The sequence below is a fragment of the Parafrankia sp. Ea1.12 genome, from assembly GCF_900465275.1.
Taxonomy (GTDB): Bacteria; Actinomycetota; Actinomycetes; order Frankiales; family Frankiaceae; genus Parafrankia; species Parafrankia soli.
Genome location: NZ_UBIZ01000703.1, coordinates 1 through 18,869 on the forward strand (window position 1 = coordinate 1; position 18,869 = coordinate 18,869).

14 protein-coding genes and 1 pseudogene are annotated in these 18,869 nt (G+C 71.8%); 9 read left to right on the forward strand and 6 right to left on the reverse strand.

Annotated elements, in window-relative coordinates:
- Positions 1-158 (reverse strand): annotated as a pseudogene (locus tag FMEAI12_RS35670) (crotonyl-CoA carboxylase/reductase); the annotation flags it as partial.
- Positions 159-342: 184 nt separating this feature from the next.
- On the opposite strand from FMEAI12_RS35670, the gene FMEAI12_RS35675 reads away from it, so the two are divergent.
- The 5 genes from FMEAI12_RS35675 to meaB all read left to right on the forward strand — a co-directional run bounded on the left by FMEAI12_RS35675 (position 343) and on the right by meaB (position 4,495).
- The gene (locus FMEAI12_RS35675) at positions 343-900 is read left to right on the forward strand and encodes a SigE family RNA polymerase sigma factor (RefSeq protein ID WP_050796088.1); all 558 of its coding nucleotides are present in this window, start codon (positions 343-345) and stop codon (positions 898-900) included.
- On the forward strand, positions 897-1,295 hold the full coding sequence (locus FMEAI12_RS39100) for a hypothetical protein (RefSeq protein WP_235015143.1): 399 nt from the start codon (positions 897-899) through the stop codon (positions 1,293-1,295). The genes FMEAI12_RS35675 and FMEAI12_RS39100 overlap by 4 nt, the downstream gene beginning before the upstream one ends.
- A complete protein-coding gene (locus tag FMEAI12_RS39105; protein ID WP_235015145.1) occupies positions 1,265-1,888 on the forward strand; it encodes a hypothetical protein in 624 nt (207 codons plus the stop codon). Before FMEAI12_RS39100 ends, FMEAI12_RS39105 begins: the two co-directional genes overlap by 31 nt.
- Before the next feature lie 352 nt (positions 1,889-2,240).
- Positions 2,241-3,425: an acetyl-CoA C-acetyltransferase gene (locus FMEAI12_RS35685; protein WP_112109406.1), complete on the forward strand. Its 1,185-nt coding sequence runs from the start codon at positions 2,241-2,243 to the stop codon at positions 3,423-3,425.
- Positions 3,426-3,439: 14 nt separating this feature from the next.
- The gene (gene meaB / locus FMEAI12_RS35690) at positions 3,440-4,495 is read left to right on the forward strand and encodes a methylmalonyl Co-A mutase-associated GTPase MeaB (protein ID WP_112109414.1); all 1,056 of its coding nucleotides are present in this window, start codon (positions 3,440-3,442) and stop codon (positions 4,493-4,495) included.
- A 53-nt stretch (positions 4,496-4,548) separates the two neighbouring features.
- On the opposite strand, the gene FMEAI12_RS35695 is transcribed toward meaB, so the two are convergent.
- A complete protein-coding gene (locus FMEAI12_RS35695; RefSeq protein ID WP_112109407.1) occupies positions 4,549-6,018 on the reverse strand; it encodes a hybrid sensor histidine kinase/response regulator in 1,470 nt (489 codons plus the stop codon).
- 246 nt (positions 6,019-6,264) lie between these two features.
- On the opposite strand from FMEAI12_RS35695, the gene FMEAI12_RS35700 reads away from it, so the two are divergent.
- Together FMEAI12_RS35700 and FMEAI12_RS35705 are read left to right on the forward strand one after the other, a co-directional pair.
- Positions 6,265-6,561: an MTH1187 family thiamine-binding protein gene (locus FMEAI12_RS35700; protein ID WP_020458684.1), complete on the forward strand. Its 297-nt coding sequence runs from the start codon at positions 6,265-6,267 to the stop codon at positions 6,559-6,561.
- Between the two features lie 167 nt (positions 6,562-6,728).
- Positions 6,729-7,667 carry a tetratricopeptide repeat protein gene (locus FMEAI12_RS35705; RefSeq protein ID WP_112109408.1) on the forward strand — a complete coding sequence of 313 codons (939 nt, stop codon included), beginning with the start codon at positions 6,729-6,731 and terminating at the stop codon, positions 7,665-7,667.
- A 97-nt stretch (positions 7,668-7,764) separates the two neighbouring features.
- On the opposite strand, the gene glgB is transcribed toward FMEAI12_RS35705, so the two are convergent.
- The 4 genes from glgB to FMEAI12_RS35730 all read right to left on the reverse strand — a co-directional run bounded on the left by glgB (position 7,765) and on the right by FMEAI12_RS35730 (position 15,826).
- Positions 7,765-10,026: a 1,4-alpha-glucan branching protein GlgB gene (gene glgB / locus FMEAI12_RS35710; RefSeq protein WP_368672147.1), complete on the reverse strand. Its 2,262-nt coding sequence runs from the start codon at positions 10,024-10,026 to the stop codon at positions 7,765-7,767.
- Positions 10,027-10,437: 411 nt separating this feature from the next.
- The gene (locus tag FMEAI12_RS35715) at positions 10,438-11,826 is read right to left on the reverse strand and encodes an aminoglycoside phosphotransferase (protein ID WP_112109410.1); all 1,389 of its coding nucleotides are present in this window, start codon (positions 11,824-11,826) and stop codon (positions 10,438-10,440) included.
- Positions 11,827-12,092: 266 nt separating this feature from the next.
- Entirely contained in the window at positions 12,093-13,811 is a 1,719-nt protein-coding gene (treS, locus tag FMEAI12_RS35725; protein WP_071065997.1) for a maltose alpha-D-glucosyltransferase, read from the reverse strand.
- The gene (locus FMEAI12_RS35730) at positions 13,808-15,826 is read right to left on the reverse strand and encodes an alpha-1,4-glucan--maltose-1-phosphate maltosyltransferase (protein ID WP_112109411.1); all 2,019 of its coding nucleotides are present in this window, start codon (positions 15,824-15,826) and stop codon (positions 13,808-13,810) included. Before FMEAI12_RS35730 ends, treS begins: the two co-directional genes overlap by 4 nt.
- Before the next feature lie 860 nt (positions 15,827-16,686).
- Here FMEAI12_RS35730 and FMEAI12_RS35735 point away from each other — a divergent pair.
- Together FMEAI12_RS35735 and FMEAI12_RS35740 are read left to right on the forward strand one after the other, a co-directional pair.
- Positions 16,687-17,262: a TerD family protein gene (locus tag FMEAI12_RS35735; protein WP_020458691.1), complete on the forward strand. Its 576-nt coding sequence runs from the start codon at positions 16,687-16,689 to the stop codon at positions 17,260-17,262.
- Between the two features lie 402 nt (positions 17,263-17,664).
- Positions 17,665-18,867: a DUF475 domain-containing protein gene (locus FMEAI12_RS35740; protein ID WP_071065999.1), complete on the forward strand. Its 1,203-nt coding sequence runs from the start codon at positions 17,665-17,667 to the stop codon at positions 18,865-18,867.
- The last annotated feature ends 2 nt before the right edge of the window (positions 18,868-18,869 follow it).

Genomic DNA, 18,869 nt, shown 5'->3' on the forward strand with positions numbered 1-18,869 from the left:
TCCTTCTCCCGCGACACCCGCCCCTCGAACATCCCCACCTCGTCCTTGCGCACCACCACACCCCGGTACGACTCCGGCACCGCCAACGCCCCGAACTCCGCCCGCCGCTCCGGCGAACGCCCCCCACCAGCCATGATCGCTTCGAGGATCCGCTTCATTCTCGATCTACCTCCGGCGTCTGTCGGGTGCCCGGTGGCGGGGCTCCGCCGCCCGGCGTGGTGGACGACCCGCAGGTCGGCGGGCCAGGAGAACTGAGGGGTGTCGGCGTGCCGCGCGACGCGATAGAACTTCTGGGACAACCTTGGAGGGTCGGCGCGCGTCAGACTTTGCGTGACCGCGCCCATGACAGTCGTGGAAGGGTGGCGGCCCGTGCCTGCGCGGAGCGACGCCGCCCGTAGCGCCGTCGCGCGGGACGCCGACGCCGCTCTGACGGCGTTGTACTCCGAGCACTACCGATCCCTCGTCCGTCTCGCGGCACTGCTGCTGGATGACATCGGGTTGTGCGAGGAGGTCGTGCAGGACGCCTACATCCGGGTGCACGGTGCCTGGGGTCGGCTCCAGGACCGGGACAAGGCCCTGGCCTACCTCCGTCAGACGGTGGTCAATCTCGCACGGTCCACCCTCCGGCGTCGACTGGTCGCTCTCAAGCACGCCCCCAAGCCGATGCCCGACGCCGCGAGCGCCGAAGAGGGGGCCTACTCTCTGGTCGAGCGGGCCGCCGTCGTCCAGGCACTGCGGGAGCTGCCCAGACGGCAACGGGAAGCGGTCGTGCTCCGCTACTACGCGGACATGTCGGAGGCTGACGCCGCCGCGGTGATGGGCTGCAGCGTCGGGTCGGTGAAGGCCTACACGTCACGGGGGCTGGCGGCACTGAGCGGCAAGCTGGAGGGCCTGCGGTGAGCAGCGGGCTCGAACCGGAGGAGCTCACCCGCCTGCTGCGGGCGGCGGTGGAGCCCGTGCGGGCGTCCCCCGACGCGCTGCACCGCATCCGGGCCGGGGTGGAGCGCCGCCGCTGGTGGCGCCTGCCGCTGATGGCCACCGGTGGCGTGGCGATGGCCGCCCTGATCGTCCTGGCCATCGTCGCGGTCCGGCCGAAGTCGTCGAACCAGCAGGTCGTCGAGCCTGCCGCACCGCCGCTGGTGTCCTCGGTGCTCTCCGAGACCAGCCGGCCGGCCACCCCGTCCACCGGGGGTCTGGCGGCTCGAACGGCGGCAACGGCGTCCCCGGCTCGACCAGGCCGCCGCGGGCGACGTCCAGCCCGTCGGTGGCGGCGACGACCCCGCCGTCCACCGTGAGCCCGTCGAGCCCGCCCGCGAGCTCGACGCCGGGGCCTGGCGGCTCCGGTGCTGCGGACCTGCCCACCCCCGTTACCCGGCCGGCGGGCGCCAGCGACGTGGACGGGGACGGGATCGGCGACCCGGTCCGGGTCAACGAGACGACCTCGAAGATCGAGGTGACCCTCTCCCGCAGTGGCAGGACCACCAGCGTCGACCTGCCCGGCCTGCAGCTTCCGACGGTTCACGCCGTCGTGGACGCGAACGTCGACGGCTTCGCCGAGATTCTGGTCCGCACCGCGACCCGCGACGGCATCGAGGAGTACACGATGCTCCGCTACGCCGCGCGGGACGTGCTCGCGCCGGTCACCCTCGGCCCCGGAGTGCGCCTGTCCGCCGGCCAGCGCGACAACGCCGGCTTCGGCTGCGACGAGACCGGGATGCGGCTCGTCGCCGGCACGTCGTCGACCGTCGGAACGGACTTCCAGGTCGTCACCACCCCGCTCCAGCTCACCCTGGAGGGGCTGGTCACGGCCGGGCAGGGCACGACCACCCAGATGCCGGCGTCGGGCGCGAACAGCCAGTTCCGGGCATCCTGCGGCGTCTTCTCCTGACCGGTCCGCCCACCGGTCCGTTCTTCCTGACCGGTAGGCCGACGGCCCGTTCGTCCTGACCGCCGCCGTGGTTCGCCGCCGCTCCTCCCGGCCGCCGCTCCTCCGGGCGCGGCGGGCGATGTTCGTCACACAGGGCCGCCCTGGGGCTGTTCCGGCGGGCGGCACCCCCGGCGCGTCCACCAAGATCACGTTATTGTTGCTGGGAGAGTTTTGTTCTCCCCACCCGTCCGGCTGTCGTGGCCGGCGGAACGCGGTCGCGGCACATCGCGGGGGTAGCCTCGCGGCATATCGCGGGGGTAATCGTGCAGGGCCGGTGCCGCGCGAGCCGGTACCCGTGACCTAGGAGGCGTCCATGCCTGGTTCTGTCATCGTGGCCGGTGCGCGCACCCCGATCGGCAAGCTCTCCGGCGCCCTCAAGGACTTCACCGCGGTCGACCTGGGCGGTATCGCCATCCGCGCCGCGCTCGAGCGGGCCGGGCTGGCCGGCGACGCCGTCGACTACGTCATCCTGGGCCAGGTCATCCAGGCCGGCGCCGGACAGGCCGCCGCCCGCCAGGCCGCCGTGAAGGGCGGCATCCCGATGACGGTGCCGTCCACCAGCGTCAACAAGGTGTGCCTGTCGGGCCTGAACGCCATCTCGCTGGCGGACCTCTACATCTCCAGCGGTCAGTACGACGTCATCGTGGCCGGTGGCATGGAGTCGATGACCCGCGCGCCGCACCTGCTGCCCGCGCTGCGTGGCGGCGTCAAGTACGGCGACACCACCCTGACGGACTCGATCGCGGTGGATGCCCTCACCTGCGGGTTCGACCAGGTGTCGATGGGTCTCGCGACAGACCGGTACAACTCCCGCTACGGCATCACCCGCGAGGAGCAGGACGAGTTCAGCGCCCGGTCCCATCAGCGGGCCGCGGCCGCGGCGAAGAACGGCCTGTTCGAGAACGAGATCGTCCCGGTCGAGGTGCCCCAGCGCCGCGGCGACCCGATCGTCGTCAGCGCGGACGAGGGCGTCCGGGCCGAGACGACCGCGGAGAGCTTGGCCAAGCTGCGCCCGGCGTTCGACAAGGCCGGCTCGATCACCGCCGGCTCGGCCTCCCAGATCTCGGACGGCGCGGCCGCGGTCGTCGTGACGAGCCGGGCGAAGGCCGAGGAGCTGGGCCTGCCGATCATCGCCGAGGTGGGCCACCACGGCTACGTGTCCGGCCCGGACTCGTCCCTGCACTCCCAGCCGTCGAACGCGATCCTCGCCGCCCTGGCGAAGGAGAAGCTGACCCCGGCCGACCTCGACCTCGTCGAGATCAACGAGGCGTTCGCGGCCGTCGGCATCCAGTCGATGCGCGAGCTGGGGATCGGCCCGGACATCACCAACGTCAACGGCGGCGCGATCGCGGTCGGCCACCCGGTCGGGATGTCCGGCACCCGGGTCGCGCTCACCCTCCTGCTCGAGCTGCAGCGTCGCGGCGGCGGCATCGGCGCGGCGGCGCTGTGCGGCGGCGGCGGCCAGGGTGACGCCCTGGTGCTGCGCGTTCCGGCGTGAGCTCGGGCTCCGGCGTGAGCGCGGGCTCCGCCGGGGTCGCTCCAGCCGGGCGGGCGCGCGCCGCGCGCCCGAGCCCGGCGGAGCTCACCACCGCCGCCCTGGCCGGTGACCGGCGCGCGGTGGCCCGCCTGATCTCGCTCGTCGAGGACGAATCCGACGCCCTGCGCGAGGTGAGCGCCCTGCTCGCCCCGCACACCGGCCGGGCCCGGGTGATCGGTCTGACCGGGGCTCCCGGGGTGGGGAAGTCGACGTCCACCTCGGCGCTGGTCGGCGCCTTCCGGGCTCGCGGGCTGCGGGTGGGCGTGCTCGCGATCGACCCGAGCTCCCCGTTCACCGGCGGCGCGCTGCTGGGCGACCGGGTCCGGATGGTCGAGCACGCCACCGACCCGGACGTGTTCGTCCGCTCCCTGGCCACCAGGGGCAACCTCGGCGGGCTGTCCTGGGCCACCCCACAGGCGCTGAGGGTCCTCGACGCGGCCGGCTTCGACATCGTGCTGATCGAGACCGTCGGTGTCGGCCAGGCCGAGGTGGATGTCGCCTCGCTGGCCGACACCACGCTGGTCCTGCTCGCCCCGGGCATGGGGGACGGGATCCAGGCGGCCAAGGCCGGCATCATGGAGATCGCCGACATCCTCGTCGTCAACAAGGCCGACCGTCCCGGCGCCGACCACACCTACCGCGACCTCGTCGCCGCCGTCCGGATGGCCGGTGGCAGGGCGGTCGGTGGCACGGCGGCCGGTGGGGAGACGGAAGCCGGCTGGCGGCCCGAGGTCGTGCGACTCGAGGCCGCGACCGGGAAGGGCGTGCCGAAGCTCCTGGACGCGATCGAGCGCCACCACGACTGGCTGCGGGCGTCCGGTGAGCTCGAACGCCGCCGGCTGCACCGCGCGGCCGAGGAGATCTCCCAGATCGCCCTGGCCGGCATGCGGGCCCGGCTGGGCAGGCTCAACGGCGCGGCCCAGCTGGCCGACCTGGCCCGCCAGGTCACCTCCGGCCGCCTCGACCCCTATACCGCGGCCGCCACCCTCCTGGCCGCCATCCCCGACCCCCACCTCCCGCGCTCCGGGTGACGCGACGGTCAGCTGCCAGGGCGGCCAGCTGACAGCCGGCCGCCCTCCAGGCGTCAGGCGGTGGTGAGCTGCGAGGTGGCGGCGATCAGCGAGGTGACGTCCAGCGGCATGCCGAGGACCTGTACGGCGCCCGCCTGGCGCAGGCGGGTCCACTCGTCCGGGTCCACCTCGGTGGTCAGCACCAGGGCGGGGACGGTGCCCGCCACCGGGTCCGCGGCCAGCCGGGGGAGGAGGTCGACCGCGGTCACGTCCGGCAGGTCGCGGTCGAGGAGGACCAGCGACGGGCGGGCCCGCCGGATGGCCTCGACCGCGAGGGCCCCGCGCGGCACGCTGATGGTGTCCGCCCCGAGCGCGCTCGCCAGGGTGTCGCTGACCAGGGCGCGCAGCCCCGGGTCGCCGCTGACATGGACCACACGAAGGCCACCCGGCTCGAGCTGCCCGTCGCCCATGAAGTCGTCCGGGTCATCCTCGGTGTGGTCGTAACGGACGTCCACGGCGTCCAGGACGACCGCGAAGACGCTGCCCACCCCGGGCCTGCTGGCAACCGTCAGAACACCGCCCATCGCCGTCACAAGGGCGTGGGAGAGGGCCAGACCGAGGCCGCTGCCCTCGACTCCGGTGTCCTCGGCCCCGAGGCGCTCGAACGGCCGGAACAGCCGGGACAGCGCGGACGGGGACAGCCCGATCCCGTCGTCCTCCACCTCGATGCGGATCCGTGAACCGGTGACCGGGACCACGCCGACCCGGACGTTGCCGCCCTCCCGGCCGTACTTCAGCGCGTTGCCGACCAGGTTCAGCAGGACCTGCCACAGCCGGCGGCGGTCCGCGTCGGCGATCAGCGGCCGGGCCGGATGGATGATCCGCCGGATCCCGCGGCGCTCGGCCAGCGGCTCGACCAGCTCGACCACGCCCTGGACGATGTCCAGCACGTTCACCGGCCCCTTGTTGATGTCACCGCGCCCGGCGCGCAGCCGCGCCAGGTCGAGGACGTCGTCGATCAGGGCCTGCATGTGGCGGCCGCCGGTGATGATGCGCTCGACGTCCTCGTGCAGGTCGGGCGTGAGCGGTTCGAGCTCGAGGAGCTGGGCGAACCCGAGCATCGCGTTCAGCGGTGTGCGCAGCTCGTGGCCGAGCCGCGCGACGAACTCGTCCTTGGACCGCGACTCGGTCTCGGCGGCCCGGCGGGCACGCGCATCGACGGTGTCGCGGGCGACTATGACCATCCCGCCGGCCGGGTCCAGCCGCGCCGTGACCGTGTACGGCGCGGTCGTGCCGGCCAGGTCGATCAGCGAGACGGTGCCCCGCCACACGCCCGTCCGGGCCAGTGCCTGCGACACCGGGCCGGCGAGCTCGACCCGGCACGCGGGATCGACCACGTCGGACAGGTCGTGCAGGTGCGGCGCCGTGCCGATCCGGTCTCCCACGAACGCGCGCGCGGCCGCGCCGAGTTCGAGGACACGCCCGTCACCGCCGACGACCACCACCAGGTCGGTCAGCGTGTCGAGCAGGGTACTCAGCCCCACCTAAGCCTCGTCTGCCTCGTCATAAGTCTGCATCCACCCCACGGCGGGTCATGGTAGGGCGTACCGTCAGCGCGCGTTGTCCCGGGTTTGGTGAACTCCGGTCAATTCTCACCTAGCATCAACATCCCGTGACGGGTTCGTCGCGAAAAATGGCTCTCCGGTCGGGTGGGCACCCATGGTTCGACTCCGCGTGGAACCAGCACGGACCTCCGTGTCCGCAGCGCGAGGCATGGTAGGCCTGTCCACATGCTTGTTGCCTTCAGCGTCACTCCCATCGGTCTCGGCGAGGACGTCTCGGCTCCGGTCGCCGAGGCGGTCCGGGTCGTACGCGACTCCGGCCTGCCGAACGAGACCAACGCGATGTTCACGATCATCGAGGGCGAGTGGGCCGAGGTGATGGACGTCGTACGGCGGGCCACCGAGGCCGTGGCGGCCCGGTGTGGACGGGTGAGCCTGGTGCTCAAGGCTGATCTACGCGAGGGCGTGAGCGACGCGCTGCACGCCAAGGTCGCCAGCGTCGAGCGCCACCTGGCCGGCGGCTGAGGCCGGGCGCGGGGTCTCCGGGTGTCCGGGTGTTGCCACCGGGGTGACCACGCGCGGAAAAGTGGCCCGGGGGCGTCCTGACCGCGACCGCCGGGTGTAACGATGGAGACATGCAGCGGAGGTCACCTGTCCCACCCGGCTCGCCGCGCAGGGGCGGGCCGGGCAGTATGCCCGACACCCTCGGCGGCCTACGGCTCGCCGGTGCGGTTCCCCTAGACCCGAAGCCGGCCCAGCCGCCGGCGCCCCCGGCCGGCCGGGCCGGCCCCGGCGGCTCTCCCGGCGGCGCGGCGCCCGCCGGTGCCGCCGGCCCGGTCGTGATCGACGTGACCGAGGCGACGTTCGCCGAGGACGTCGTGAACCGTTCCATGCAGGTTCCCGTGGTCATCGACTTCTGGGCCGAGTGGTGCGGGCCGTGCAAGCAGCTCAGCCCCGTCCTGGAGCGCCTCGCCGCCGCCGACGGTGGTCGCTGGGTGCTCGCCAAGGTGGACGTCGACGCCAACCCCGGTCTCGCGCAGGCCGCGGGCGTGCAGGGCATCCCCGCGGTCAAGGCGGTGGTCGGCGGTCGGATCATCGGAGAGTTCACCGGCGCGGTCCCCGAGCGGGAGGTGCGCGGCTGGCTGGACCAGCTCCTGAGCGTCGTCGGGGAGGCGATGGGCGGGCTGCCGGGGGCGGGAGCCGAGGGCGGTCCCGCGCTGCCGCCGAACATCGCCGCCGCGGAGGACGCGATGGCCACCGGCGACCTGGACGCGGCGGCCGCCGCCTACCAGGCCCAGCTCGCCGAGGCCCCCGGGGACGCGGACGCCACCCTCGGCCTGGCCCGGGTGGAGCTGCTGCGGCGGGTGCGCGGCTACGACCCGGCCTGGCTGCGTCAGCGGCTCTCGGAGAACCCCGACGACGTCGAGGCGGCGCTCGCGGTGGCCGACCTGACCATCGCCCAGGGCGACCCGGCCACCGGCCTGGGCCGCCTCGTCGACCTCGTCCGCCGCACCTCGGGCGACGACCGGGAGAAGCTGCGGGCGCATCTGGTCGGGCTGTTCCAGGCGCTGGGCGACGGCGAGCCGGCGGTCGCCCCGGCCCGGCGGGCCCTCGCCGCCGCCCTGTTCTGAGCACGTCTGTCTGACACTGCTGTCACCGCGGAGCCGCGGTGTGCCGCCGGGGAGGCCGAGTCCGACGAGGACCGGTCGCCCCGGCGGGGCCCGGCTGTCAGGCCTCGGGGTCGGACCGCACGCCGTCTGCCGGCTCGCCGGCGGTCAGCTCGTTGTCGGCCTGCCCGTCGGCAGAAGTTCCGTCGCCGGCAGGTCCGCCGTCGGCCGGCTCGTGCACGAACCAGACGGTGCCCAGCGGGGGAAGTGACAGGGCCGCCGAGGCGGGCAGGCCGTGCGACGGGTCCGCCACCGCGGTGATCCCGCCGAGGTTCCCCATGCCGCCGCCGCCGTAGTCGAGCGCGTCGGTGTTGAGCACCTCGCGCCAGCGGCCCGGAAACGGGAAGCCGAGGCGGTAGCCGACCTGGCCGACGCCGGCGAAGTTCGTCACGCACGCCAGCGCCCGCTCGCCGTCCTCACCCCAGCGTACGAACGCGAAGACGTTGTTCTCGGCGTCGCTGGCGTCGATCCACGAGAAGCCGCTCGGATCGGAGTCGCGCTCCCACAGGGCCGGGATCTCCCGGTAGGTGTGGTTGAGGTCGCGGACCAGGCGGGCCACCCCGCCGTGCCCGGCCTCGCCGAGCAGGTGCCAGTCCAGCGAGGTGGCCTCGCTCCACTCGTTGTCCTGGGCGAACTCGCAGCCCATGAACAGCAGCTGCTTGCCGGGGTGCGCCCACATGTAGCCGTAGAGCGCCCGCAGGTTGGCCAGCTGGGCCCGGCGGTCACCCGGCATCTTGCGCAGCAGCGAGCCCTTGCCGTGCACGACCTCGTCGTGGCTGAACGGCAGGACGAAGTTCTCGGAGAACGCGTACATCAGCGAGAACGTCATCTGGTGGTGGTGGTAGGTGCGGAACAGCGGCGCCCGCGACGAGTAGTCGAGGGTGTCGTGCATCCAGCCCATGTTCCACTTGAAGCCGAAGCCGAGGCCCCCGAGGTGGGTCGGGCGGGTCACGCCGGGCCAGGCCGTCGACTCCTCGGCGATCATCATCGCTCCCGGCACCCGCCGGTAGACGGTCGCGTTGACCTCCTGCAGCAGCGAGACGGCCTCCAGGTTCTCCCGGCCGCCGTGCGCGTTGGGCACCCACTCGCCCGAGGGCCGGGAGTAGTCGAGGTAGAGCATCGAGGCGACGGCGTCGACCCGCAGCCCGTCGACGTGGAACTCCTCCAGCCAGTACAGCGCGTTGGCGACGAGGAAGTTGCGCACCTCGGACCGGCCGAAGTCGAAGACGTAGGTGCCCCAGTCGGGCTGCTCGCCGCGGCGCGGGTCGGGGTGCTCGTAGAGCGGGGTGCCGTCGAAGCGGCCCAGCGCGAAGGCGTCCCGGGGGAAGTGGGCGGGCACCCAGTCGACGATCACGCCGATCCCGGCGGCGTGCAGCGCGTCGACGAGGTGCCGGAACTCGTCCGGGCTGCCGAAGCGGGACGTCGGCGCGTAGTACGAGGTGACCTGGTAGCCCCAGGAGCCACCGAACGGGTGCTCGGCAACCGGCAGCATCTCGACGTGGGTGAAGCCGTTCTCGCGCACGTACTCGACGAGCTGCTCGGCCAGCTCGAGGTAGCTCAGGCCGCGCCGCCACGAGGCCAGGTGCACCTCGTAGATGCTGACCGGCGCGGCGTGCCAGGGGATGCTCGCACGCCGCTCGAGCCAGGCCGCGTCGTCCCAGGTGTAGCTCGACTCGTGGACCACGCTGGCGGTGGCCGGGGGCTGCTCGGTGGCGAAGGCAAGCGGGTCCGCCTTCTGCCGCCACACGCCGTCAGAGCCGAGGATCTCGTACTTGTAGCGGGTGCCGGCCCCGATACCGGGGACGAACAGCTCCCAGACGCCCGACGAGCCCAGCGAGCGCATCGGGAAGCCGCGGCCGTCCCAGAAGTCGAAGTCGCCGACCACCCGCACACCGCGGGCGTTCGGCGCCCAGACCGCGAAGCTGACCCCCGCGACTGTCCCGGCGCCGCCGCCCGGCCCGCGGTCGAGGCGGCGCAGGTGCGCGCCCAGGACGTGCCAGAGCCGCTCGTGACGTCCCTCGCCGATCAGGTGCAGGTCGATCTCGCCGAGCGTCGGCAGGTGCTGGTACGGGTCGTCGACCACGTGGGTCGAGTCGGGGTAGGTGACCTCGAACCGGTAGTCGGGGATGCCGCCGGGCACGGCGAGGGCGAAGATCCCACCGCTGTGCAGCCTCGTCATCGGGTGGCGCGTCCCGTCGACGAGGACGGTGACGGCGGTGGCGTCGGGGCGCAGCGCGCGGATGAGTGTCCAGCCCCGGGTGGGGTGCGCGCCGAGCACGCCATGCGGGTCGTGGTGCGCTCCGCCGGCGAGGCGGTCGAGCACCTCCCCGGGCAGTCCCAGCGGGGGCGCGCTCGCCGGGTCCGGTGTGCCGGTCGGTTCCGGGGCACCGGCCGGGCGGGCCGCGGCGGTCGGTTCCGGAGCACCGCTCGGGGCCGCCGGATCCGCGCCACCGGTCCTGTCCGCGCCACCGGTCCTGTCCGTGGCGCCGGTCCTCTCTACAACGCCTGGCCGGTCCACGACGGCGGTGTCGGTGAACCTCGACAGGTTCACCGAGTCAGGGCGCCCGTTCACGGATCCGGTCCGCCTCGTGTCGTCGGGGTCGTCCACTCCGGCCACCTGTCCTTCTCTCGTCGTCGAGATCGCGTCCCACCCAGGCGCCCCCCCGGTGGGTTTCGGCGTGTCGCTCAGGGCGCGGGGAGCGCTGTTCGCTCAGCGCACGGGGCGTTTGTCCACTCAGGGCGCGGGGAGCTCGGTGGGTCGCCCGCCGGTCAACCGTTCGACCGAACGCAGCGGGATGCTGATCCAGCCCGGCCGGTGGCGCGCCTCGTAGAGCACTTCGTACACGGCCTTGTCGAGCTCGAGACCACGCAGGACGGCGCCGCCGTCCCGGGGGTCCGCGCCGGACACCGCGCCGTAGCCGCGGCAGAAGGCGTCCCGGTTGCGGTCGGCCCACTCCAGCGCCCGGTAGGCCAGCGACGGCTCGTCGGAGCGCTCGAGCAGCATCGACTGGGCCGCGTAGTCGAACGACCGGAGCATGCCGGCGATGTCGCGCAGCGGGGATTCGAGCAGGGTCCGCTCGGGCACCGGCCGCGCCGGCTCACCCTCGAAGTCGAACAGCACCCAGCCCGACTCCACCCGCAGCACCTGGCCGAGATGCAGGTCGCCGTGGATGCGCTGGAACGGCGCCGCGTGGTCGGCGCGGCGGACCTCGTCGTAGGCGGTCCGCAGTGCGGCCTCGAACGGCGCGAGCTCCGCCACGGCCGCCAGCGCGGCGTCGAGCCGGCTGTGCAGGTAGTCGGCGACCTCGCCGAGCGCGGCGGCGTCGGCGGGCCGGGTCGGCAGCGCGGCGGCCAGGTCGCGGTGCACCTGGGCGGTCGCGGCGCCCAGCCGCTCGGCCTCGGCGGCGAAGTCGCCGCCCACCTCGTCGGCGTGCAGGTCGCCCTCGGCGTAGAGGTCGCGGACGCTGGCCAGGGCCAGCAGCCAGCCCTCGGCGCCGGTGCGCAGGAAGTCCTGCATGAACGCGAAGGTCGTCGGGACGCCGGAGAGCTGCCCGCTCAGCCAGGCCACCGGCCGGGCCACGTGCTCGCTGCCGGCGCGCGCCAGAACCCGGGTGATCTCCAGATCGGGATTCGTCCCGGGCCACAGGCGGCGGAAGACCTTCAGGATGTAGGCGTCGCCGTAGACGATCGAGGTGTTCGACTGCTCGGCGCCGACCGCGTGCGCGGGCAGGTCGTCCAACGACTCGACCGCCGTCGCGGTCAGCCCCTCGCGGCTCGCGCCCCGGCGCAGGTAGTCCAGCAGAGCGGCGCTTCCGTCGGAGTCGTGCAGGCCGTCGTAGACCAGGCCCACCGACGACTCGCCGATGAGGAACCCCTCGTGGCCGAAGGGGGCGTCCGGCCGGATCACCACCGGGACCTGGTAGTGGTCGGAGAGGCCGCCGTCGTCGTAGCGGACCTCCACCACCAGCAGGTGCATCGCCGCCTTCACCGCCGCGTCGAGGCTGAGGCGGACGTCCTGCCCGACGCGCAGCCTCCCGCCCGGCCGGCCCTTGCCCGCGAACCAGCGCTGCCTGGGCAGCCAGTCCGAGAGCAGGGCCGTGAGCTCGGAGTGGTGGTCCGTCATGCCCGACCTCCCTGCGCGTCACTTTTCACTTCGTCATCGGCGTCGAGCCGCCCCGCCGTGTTCCGCGGCTCTCCTCCGGCCTGGGTGCCGCCCGGGATGTGGAGAACCGCGCGGCACCGGAGGAGTGAATCCTGGCGTCGTCCGGCCCGGAGATCAAGACCGAACCGACCGGGTTCGGCCCGGTTCGGTTCCGCCCGGACACACCGCGCGGGCGACGCCAGCCGTACGGCGCGTCCAGCCGCATGTCCTGACGGCTGTCCTGACGTCTACTGAGTGAATTCCCCCGGATTGGACAGAGCGAACCAGTAGTGTCCGTGACCGGGCAGTGTCAGCAGGTACGGAAGCTCGCCGACCGGTGGGAAATGGACCCGGCCGAGCAGCTCCACCGGCACCAGGCCGGCGAATCTCCGCAGGTCGAGCTCGACGGGCTGGGCGAACCGGGAGAGGTTCGCGACGCAGAGCACCCTGTCGTCACCGAACTCCCGGACATACGCGAAGACCGACGGGTTCGACGCGCCGAGCTCCTCGTAGGTGCCGAGCCCGAAGACGGGATGCCGCTTGCGGACCTCGATCATCCGCCTGGTCCAGGACAGGAACGACGTCGGCATCCGCTGCTCGGCCTCGACGTTCAGTGCCTGGTAGCCGTACACCGGGTCCATGATCACCGGTAGGTACAGCCGGGCCGGGTCGGTTGTCGAGAACCCGGCGTTGCGGTCCGGGGACCACTGCATCGGGGTGCGCACGCCGTCGCGGTCACCGAGATAGATGTTGTCGCCCATACCGATCTCGTCGCCGTAGTAGAGCACGGGACTGCCGGGCAGGGAGAGCAGCAGGGCGGTGAACAGCTCCATCTGGTCGCGGCTGTTGTCCAGCAGCGGGGCGAGGCGTCGGCGGATCCCGATGTTCGCCTTCATACGCGGGTCCTTCGCGTACTCGGCGTACATGTAGTCCCGCTCCTCGTCGGTGACCATCTCCAGGGTCAGCTCGTCGTGGTTGCGCAGGAAGATGCCCCACTGGCAGTTCGGCGGGATCTCCGGGGTCTGCGCCAGGATCTCCGAGATCGGGTAGCGCGACTCCCGCCGCACCGCCATGAAGATGCGCGGCATCAGTGGGAAGTGGAAGGCCATGTGGCACTCGTCGTCGTTGCCGAAGTACTGGACGACGTCCGAGGGCCACTGGTTCGCCTCGGCCAGCATGACCCTGTCGGCGTACTTGGCGTCGATCTCCTTGCGGACCCGGCGCAGGTACTCGTGCGTCTCCGGCAGGTTCTCCCCGTTCGTGCCCTCGCGCACGTACAGGTAGGGAACGGCGTCCAGGCGGAACCCGTCGAGGCCGAGGTCGAGCCAGAAGCGCAGGACCTCCAGCATCGCCTCCTGGACGTCCGGGTTGTCGTAGTTGAGGTCGGGCTGGTGGGAGAAGAACCGGTGCCAGTAGTACTGCCCGCGCACCGGGTCCCAGGTCCAGTTCGACTTCTCGGTGTCGACGAAGATGATCCGGGCGTCGGGGTACTTCTCGTCGGTGTCGGACCAGACGTAGAAGTCGCCGTACGGCCCGTCCGGGTCCGAGCGGGACGCCTGGAACCACGGGTGTGCGTCGGAGGTGTGGTTCATCACCAGGTCGGCGATGATCCGTAGCCCGCGCCGGTGCGCCTCGTCGACGAGGTTGATGAAGTCACCCAGGTCCCCGAACTCGGGGAGGATCTGGAAGTAGTCGCTGATGTCGTACCCGCCGTCGCGCAGCGGCGAGGAGTAGATGGGCAGCAGCCACAGGCAGTCCACGCCGAGCCACTCGAGGTAGTCCAGTTTCGAGACCAGCCCGGCCAGGTCACCGGTGCCGTCGCCGTTGGAGTCGGCGAAGCCGCGGACGAGGACCTCGTAGAACACGGCCCGCTTGAACCACAGTGGGTCCTGGGACGTCCCCGTGTCGCCGCCCTCGGCCGCGGTCTCGCGCAGCGGTTGCTCCGCGAACGGTTCCGACTCGTTCACGGCAGGCGCCGCGCGGTCAGGATGTGGGCGGGCTCGGTCGGCTCCAGGCGGACGTAGTTCTCACGGCCCCACTGGTAGGTGGCGCCGGTTATCTCGTCGTGCACTTCGAAGCGGTCGCCCCAGTCAAGCCCGAGAGCGGGCATGTCCAGTCGCACGGTGGTCTCCCGGGCCGAATGCGGGTCAAGATTGACGACGACGATGACGAGGTCGTCGTCGGGGCGGAGGCGGCCGAGGGCGGGTCCGCCCGCCCGGGCCGTGGTGTGCCGTTTGGAGAAGACTGTGATCTCGGGCGTCGCGGACTCGTGGATGTGCAGGTTGCGCATCCAGTGCAGGGCCGGGTGGTCGCGCCGGATCTGGTTGAGCCGGGTGAGGTAGGGCGCCAGCGAGGCCCCGGCGCGTTCCGCGCCGGCCCAGTCCCGCGGCTTGTACTGGTATTTCTCCGAGTCGAGGTACTCCTCGCTCCCGGCCCGCACGGGGGAGTTCTCGTACAGCTCGTACCCCGCGTACACCCCCCAGGTCGGGGAGAGCATCGAGGCGAGCACCGCCCGGATGCGGAACGCCGCCGGCCCGCCCGTCTGCAGGAACCCGGGCAGGATGTCCGGGGTGTTGACGAAGAAGTTGGGCCGCATGTAGTGCGCCGCGTCGACCAGCTCCTGCGCGTACTCCTCCAGCTCACGGCGCTCGTTGCGCCAGGTGAAGTAGGTGTAGGACTGGGTGAAGCCAATCTTGGCGAGCGTGTGCATCATCGCCGGGCGGGTGAACGCCTCGGCCAGGAACAGCACGTCCGGCTCGGTCGCCTTGACCTGGCCGATGAGCCACTCCCAGAACTCGACCGGCTTCGTGTGCGGATTGTCCACCCGGAAGATCCGGACGCCGCGGGCCGTCCAGAACCGGACCACCCGCAGAATCTCGTGATATAGACCGATCGGGTCGGCGTCGAAGTTCAGGGGGTAGATGTCCTGGTACTTCTTCGGCGGATTCTCCGCGTACGCGATCGAGCCGTCGCTGCGCACGACGAACCACTCCGGATGGTGCTTCGCCCAGGGGTGGTCCGGCGCGCACTGCAACGCCAGGTCGAGTGCGACCTCCATGCCGAGCGAGCGGGCCCGCGCGACGAAGAGGTCGAAGTCGTCCAGGGTCCCCAGATCCGGGTGGACGGCGTCGTGGCCGCCCTGCGAGCTGCCGATGGCCCACGGTGAACCGGGGTCCTCCGGGCCGGGCGTGAGGGTGTTGTTCGGGCCCTTGCGGTTGATCTCGCCGATCGGGTGGATCGGTGGCAGATAGACCACGTCGAAGCCCATCGCGGCGACGGCCGGCAGTCGTTCCGCGGCGGTGAGGAAGGTGCCCGATCGCGGTGGGTCGAGGCTCGCACCCTCGGACCGGGGGAACAGCTCGTACCAGCTGCCGTAGAGCGCCCGCTCGCGGTCCACCCACACCCGGTACAACGGGGTGCGGGTCACGAGCTCGCGCAGCGGGTGCTCGTCGAGCAGACCGGCCAGCTCCGGGGAGCAGGCGGCGGCCATGCGCTCGTGCGGATCCGTCACGTTGTCATCGCGCAGGACCGCGACGGCCCGCGCGATGTCGACCCGGCGGGGCTCGGGCACTCCGGGCAGCGCGCGCAGCAGCAGCCGCGCGCCGTCCTCGAAGTCGACCGCCAGCTCGTCCACCGTCTGGCCGGCACCGACCTTGAGCTCGATGCCGTGCCGCCAGGTGGCCAGCGGATCAGCCCAGGCCTCCACGCGATAGCCCCACAGGCCCTCGCGGCCCATGGCGACATCGGCCTCGTAGCGGTCCGTGCCCGCGCCGGCGAGTTTCATCCGCGTAAACGGAACTCCCTGGCCGTCGGGGCCGGAAAGAACGACATTGGCCCCGATGAGGTCATGCCCCTCACGGAAGACCGTCGCGCTGACGGTGAGGGTTTCCCCCTCCACCGCCCGCGACGGCCACTGGCCACAGGAGACGACCGGGCGCGCGTCAGTGATGACAACCCGGCCTACTGAACGTCCGATCATCATGGGGACCTTATCCAGACGAACCACGACTCAATGGTCGACCCTGTACATGGCGTTCGGTGACACCGCCACGTGAACTGCATGCAACCACCGGATGGGCCCACGTTGTCTCTGTGGTGGGTCTGCCTGTGCTGTCCCGATGGTCACGGTCCTGACCGATGTTCCCGGCTTGCTCCGGTGGTTAACCTTCCGCGGCGAGTATTGCTCTCGTAGACACTGTGGTGTGTCCGGTGGGTGACGTCGGACGGGTCGCTGCGCCGGTCTGGGAGCCTCGATGGCGCTCGTTTCTGACGGTGTGCCCACCACATCGCCCGCCGCACGTCGAGTTCGGGCGATGTGTCGTTTGGGTGACAGTGGCCCCTGGGGGTGGTGAGCCTTTGGTGGTGGCACGCTCGGTGATCTGGGAACCTCGTCGCGCGCTCGTTCGTCCCGCTGAACACAGAACTGCAGAACACCGAGTTCCGATCGACCCGGGCGCCGGGCGGGCGGAGCACGGCCCGGCCACGGCGGCCGGAGGGTACGGCCGCCGGGGCGGTCGCCCTCGGGCGAAGTGGCGGTGCGGGTGGCTGCCGGCAACTGCCCGGGGGCACGCGTCGCTGCCGGGCAGGTCCCGCCGGCTCGCGCGCGGCTGGACATGTGACGCAGGTGACCAGACCGGGCCCGCGAGGGTCCGAGGCGGACACACCGGACCCGCGAGGGCCCGGGGCGTGATGTGTGACGCAGTACGCTGCCGGCGCCCGGACCCCTGGGCGGCCGGGGGCGGCGCGCCGCCCCCGGCGCGACCACCGCGCGCGGGCGACAGCGCCGGGCCGGCCGGGAAGCCGGCCCGGCGAGCATCCGACAACACCGAACCTGGAGGAGCAGTGGGAGTCAGCCTCAGCAAGGGCGGCAACGTGTCGCTGACCAAGGAGGCGCCCGGTCTCACGAACATCATCGTCGGTCTCGGCTGGGACGTGCGGACGACCACCGGCGCAGACTTCGACCTGGACGCCAGCGCGATCGCGTGCCGGGCGGACGGCAAGGTGGTCTCGGACGGGCACTTCATCTTCTTCAACAACCTGAAGAGCCCGGAAGGCGCGATCGAGCACCAGGGCGACAACCTCACCGGTGAGGGCGAGGGGGACGACGAGAAGATCAACGTCGACCTGGCGGGCCTCCCGACCGAGATCGACAAGATCGTCTTTCCGGTCTCCATCTACGACGCGGACTCGCGCTCGCAGAGCTTCGGGCAGGTGCGAAACGCGTTCATCCGCGTGGTGAACGCCGCCGGCCAGGCCGAGATCGCGCGCTACGACCTCACCGAGGACGCCTCGACCGAGACCGCCATGGTCTTCGGCGAGGTCTACCGGCACGGGGCGGAGTGGAAGTTCCGCGCGGTCGGCCAGGGCTACGCCTCCGGCCTCGCGGGAATCGCCCGTGACTACGGGGTGAACGTCTGACGGTTCGCGTCCGCGTGCGCGACATCACCCCGGGACGACTTGGTCCCGGGGTGATCCTCGGCGTTGGCGCTGACCCCGGCATCGACTCCGGCTCCGCCGGCGGGCCCCGGCCGGGAGCTCGAGCGGGTCACGGGCCGGCCCCCTGCGACGCGTCCGCGCCGATGGATCCAGCCGTGTACGGACGGTGGGGAAGGTGGGTGCCTGTCGGGTTTCGGTCGTGCCGAGTGACCCGTACCTGGCTACGATTCGCTCGACCGCGGGACCTACACCGCCCGGTGAGCTGGACGCAGCGGTCGGCGACAGTGTGTGACGTTGTGTGTGGTGGGTTCCGTACGGACCGCGGAGCTCGTCCGTAAACGCCTGTCGAAGCACTGTGAGCCGGTCCGGGAGGTGTTTCAAGGAGTGCACGCACTTCGAATTTTCGGCTGGTCCCTCGCCATCACGGTGATCGGGGTCGCGGGGGCTGGTGTGATCGGCGGCGGCGACGCCGCGGCGATCGTCGCCATCCTCGCCGTCCTCGAGATCAGCCTCTCGTTCGACAACGCGGTCATCAACGCGACGATCCTGCGCCGGATGAGCGAGTTCTGGCAGCGCATCTTCCTCAGCGTCGGCATCATCATCGCCGTGTTCGGGATGCGGCTGCTGTTCCCGATCGTGATCGTGTCGCTGACGGCGCATCTCAGCCCGGTGGACGTCTTCGACCTGGCGCTGAACCACGAGGAGGAGTACGGGGCCCGGCTGCACGACGCGCACCCCTCGATCGCCGCCTTCGGCGGGATCTTCCTTTTTATGATCTTCCTTGACTTCATGTTCGACCCGGAGCGCGAGATCCAGTGGATCAAGCGCATCGAGGAGCCGTTCCGCCGGGCCGGCCAGCTCGACGTCGTGTCCGTCGTGCTGGGGCTCGTCGCGTTGCTGGTCGTGGGGGAGGCATTCTCCGGCGACCACACCCAGCAGGTGCTGACGGCGGGGGTCGCCGGTCTCGCCACCTATCTGGGTGTCCGCGGGCTGGGCGAGTTCTTCGAGGCCCGCGGAATCGGCGCGGACGACGACGAGGACGACGAGGACGAGAAGGCCGGGGTCGACGGCTCGGCAGCGGGGAAGACCACGGCACCCGGTCGCACCACGGGAACCTCGGACGTGGTCCTCGCGACCGGCCGGGCCGCCTTCTTCCTGTTCCTCTACCTCGAGGTGATCGACGCGTCGTTCTCGTTCGACGGCGTCGTCGGGGCGTTCGCCATCTCGCAGAACATCTTCATCATCGCGGCCGGCCTGGGTATCGGCGCCATGTACATCAGGTCGATCACGGTGTACCTCGTCCGGCGCGGGACACTGGGCGAGTACATCTACCTGGAGCACGGAGCGCACTACGCGATCGGCGCGCTCGCCGTCATCCTGGCGGTCTCGATCGAGACCGAGGTGCACGAGATCGTCACCGGGCTGATCGGTGTGGCGTTCATCGGGCTGGCCCTGCTGTCCTCGATCCGCCACCGCTCGAAGGAGCGGCAGGAGAACCTCGACGGCGGGGACGACGCGGCCGCGGGTGACCAGTCCGGGGACGCCGGCGATCCCGAGAGCGCGCCGGTCGTCGGCACCCGGAGCTGACG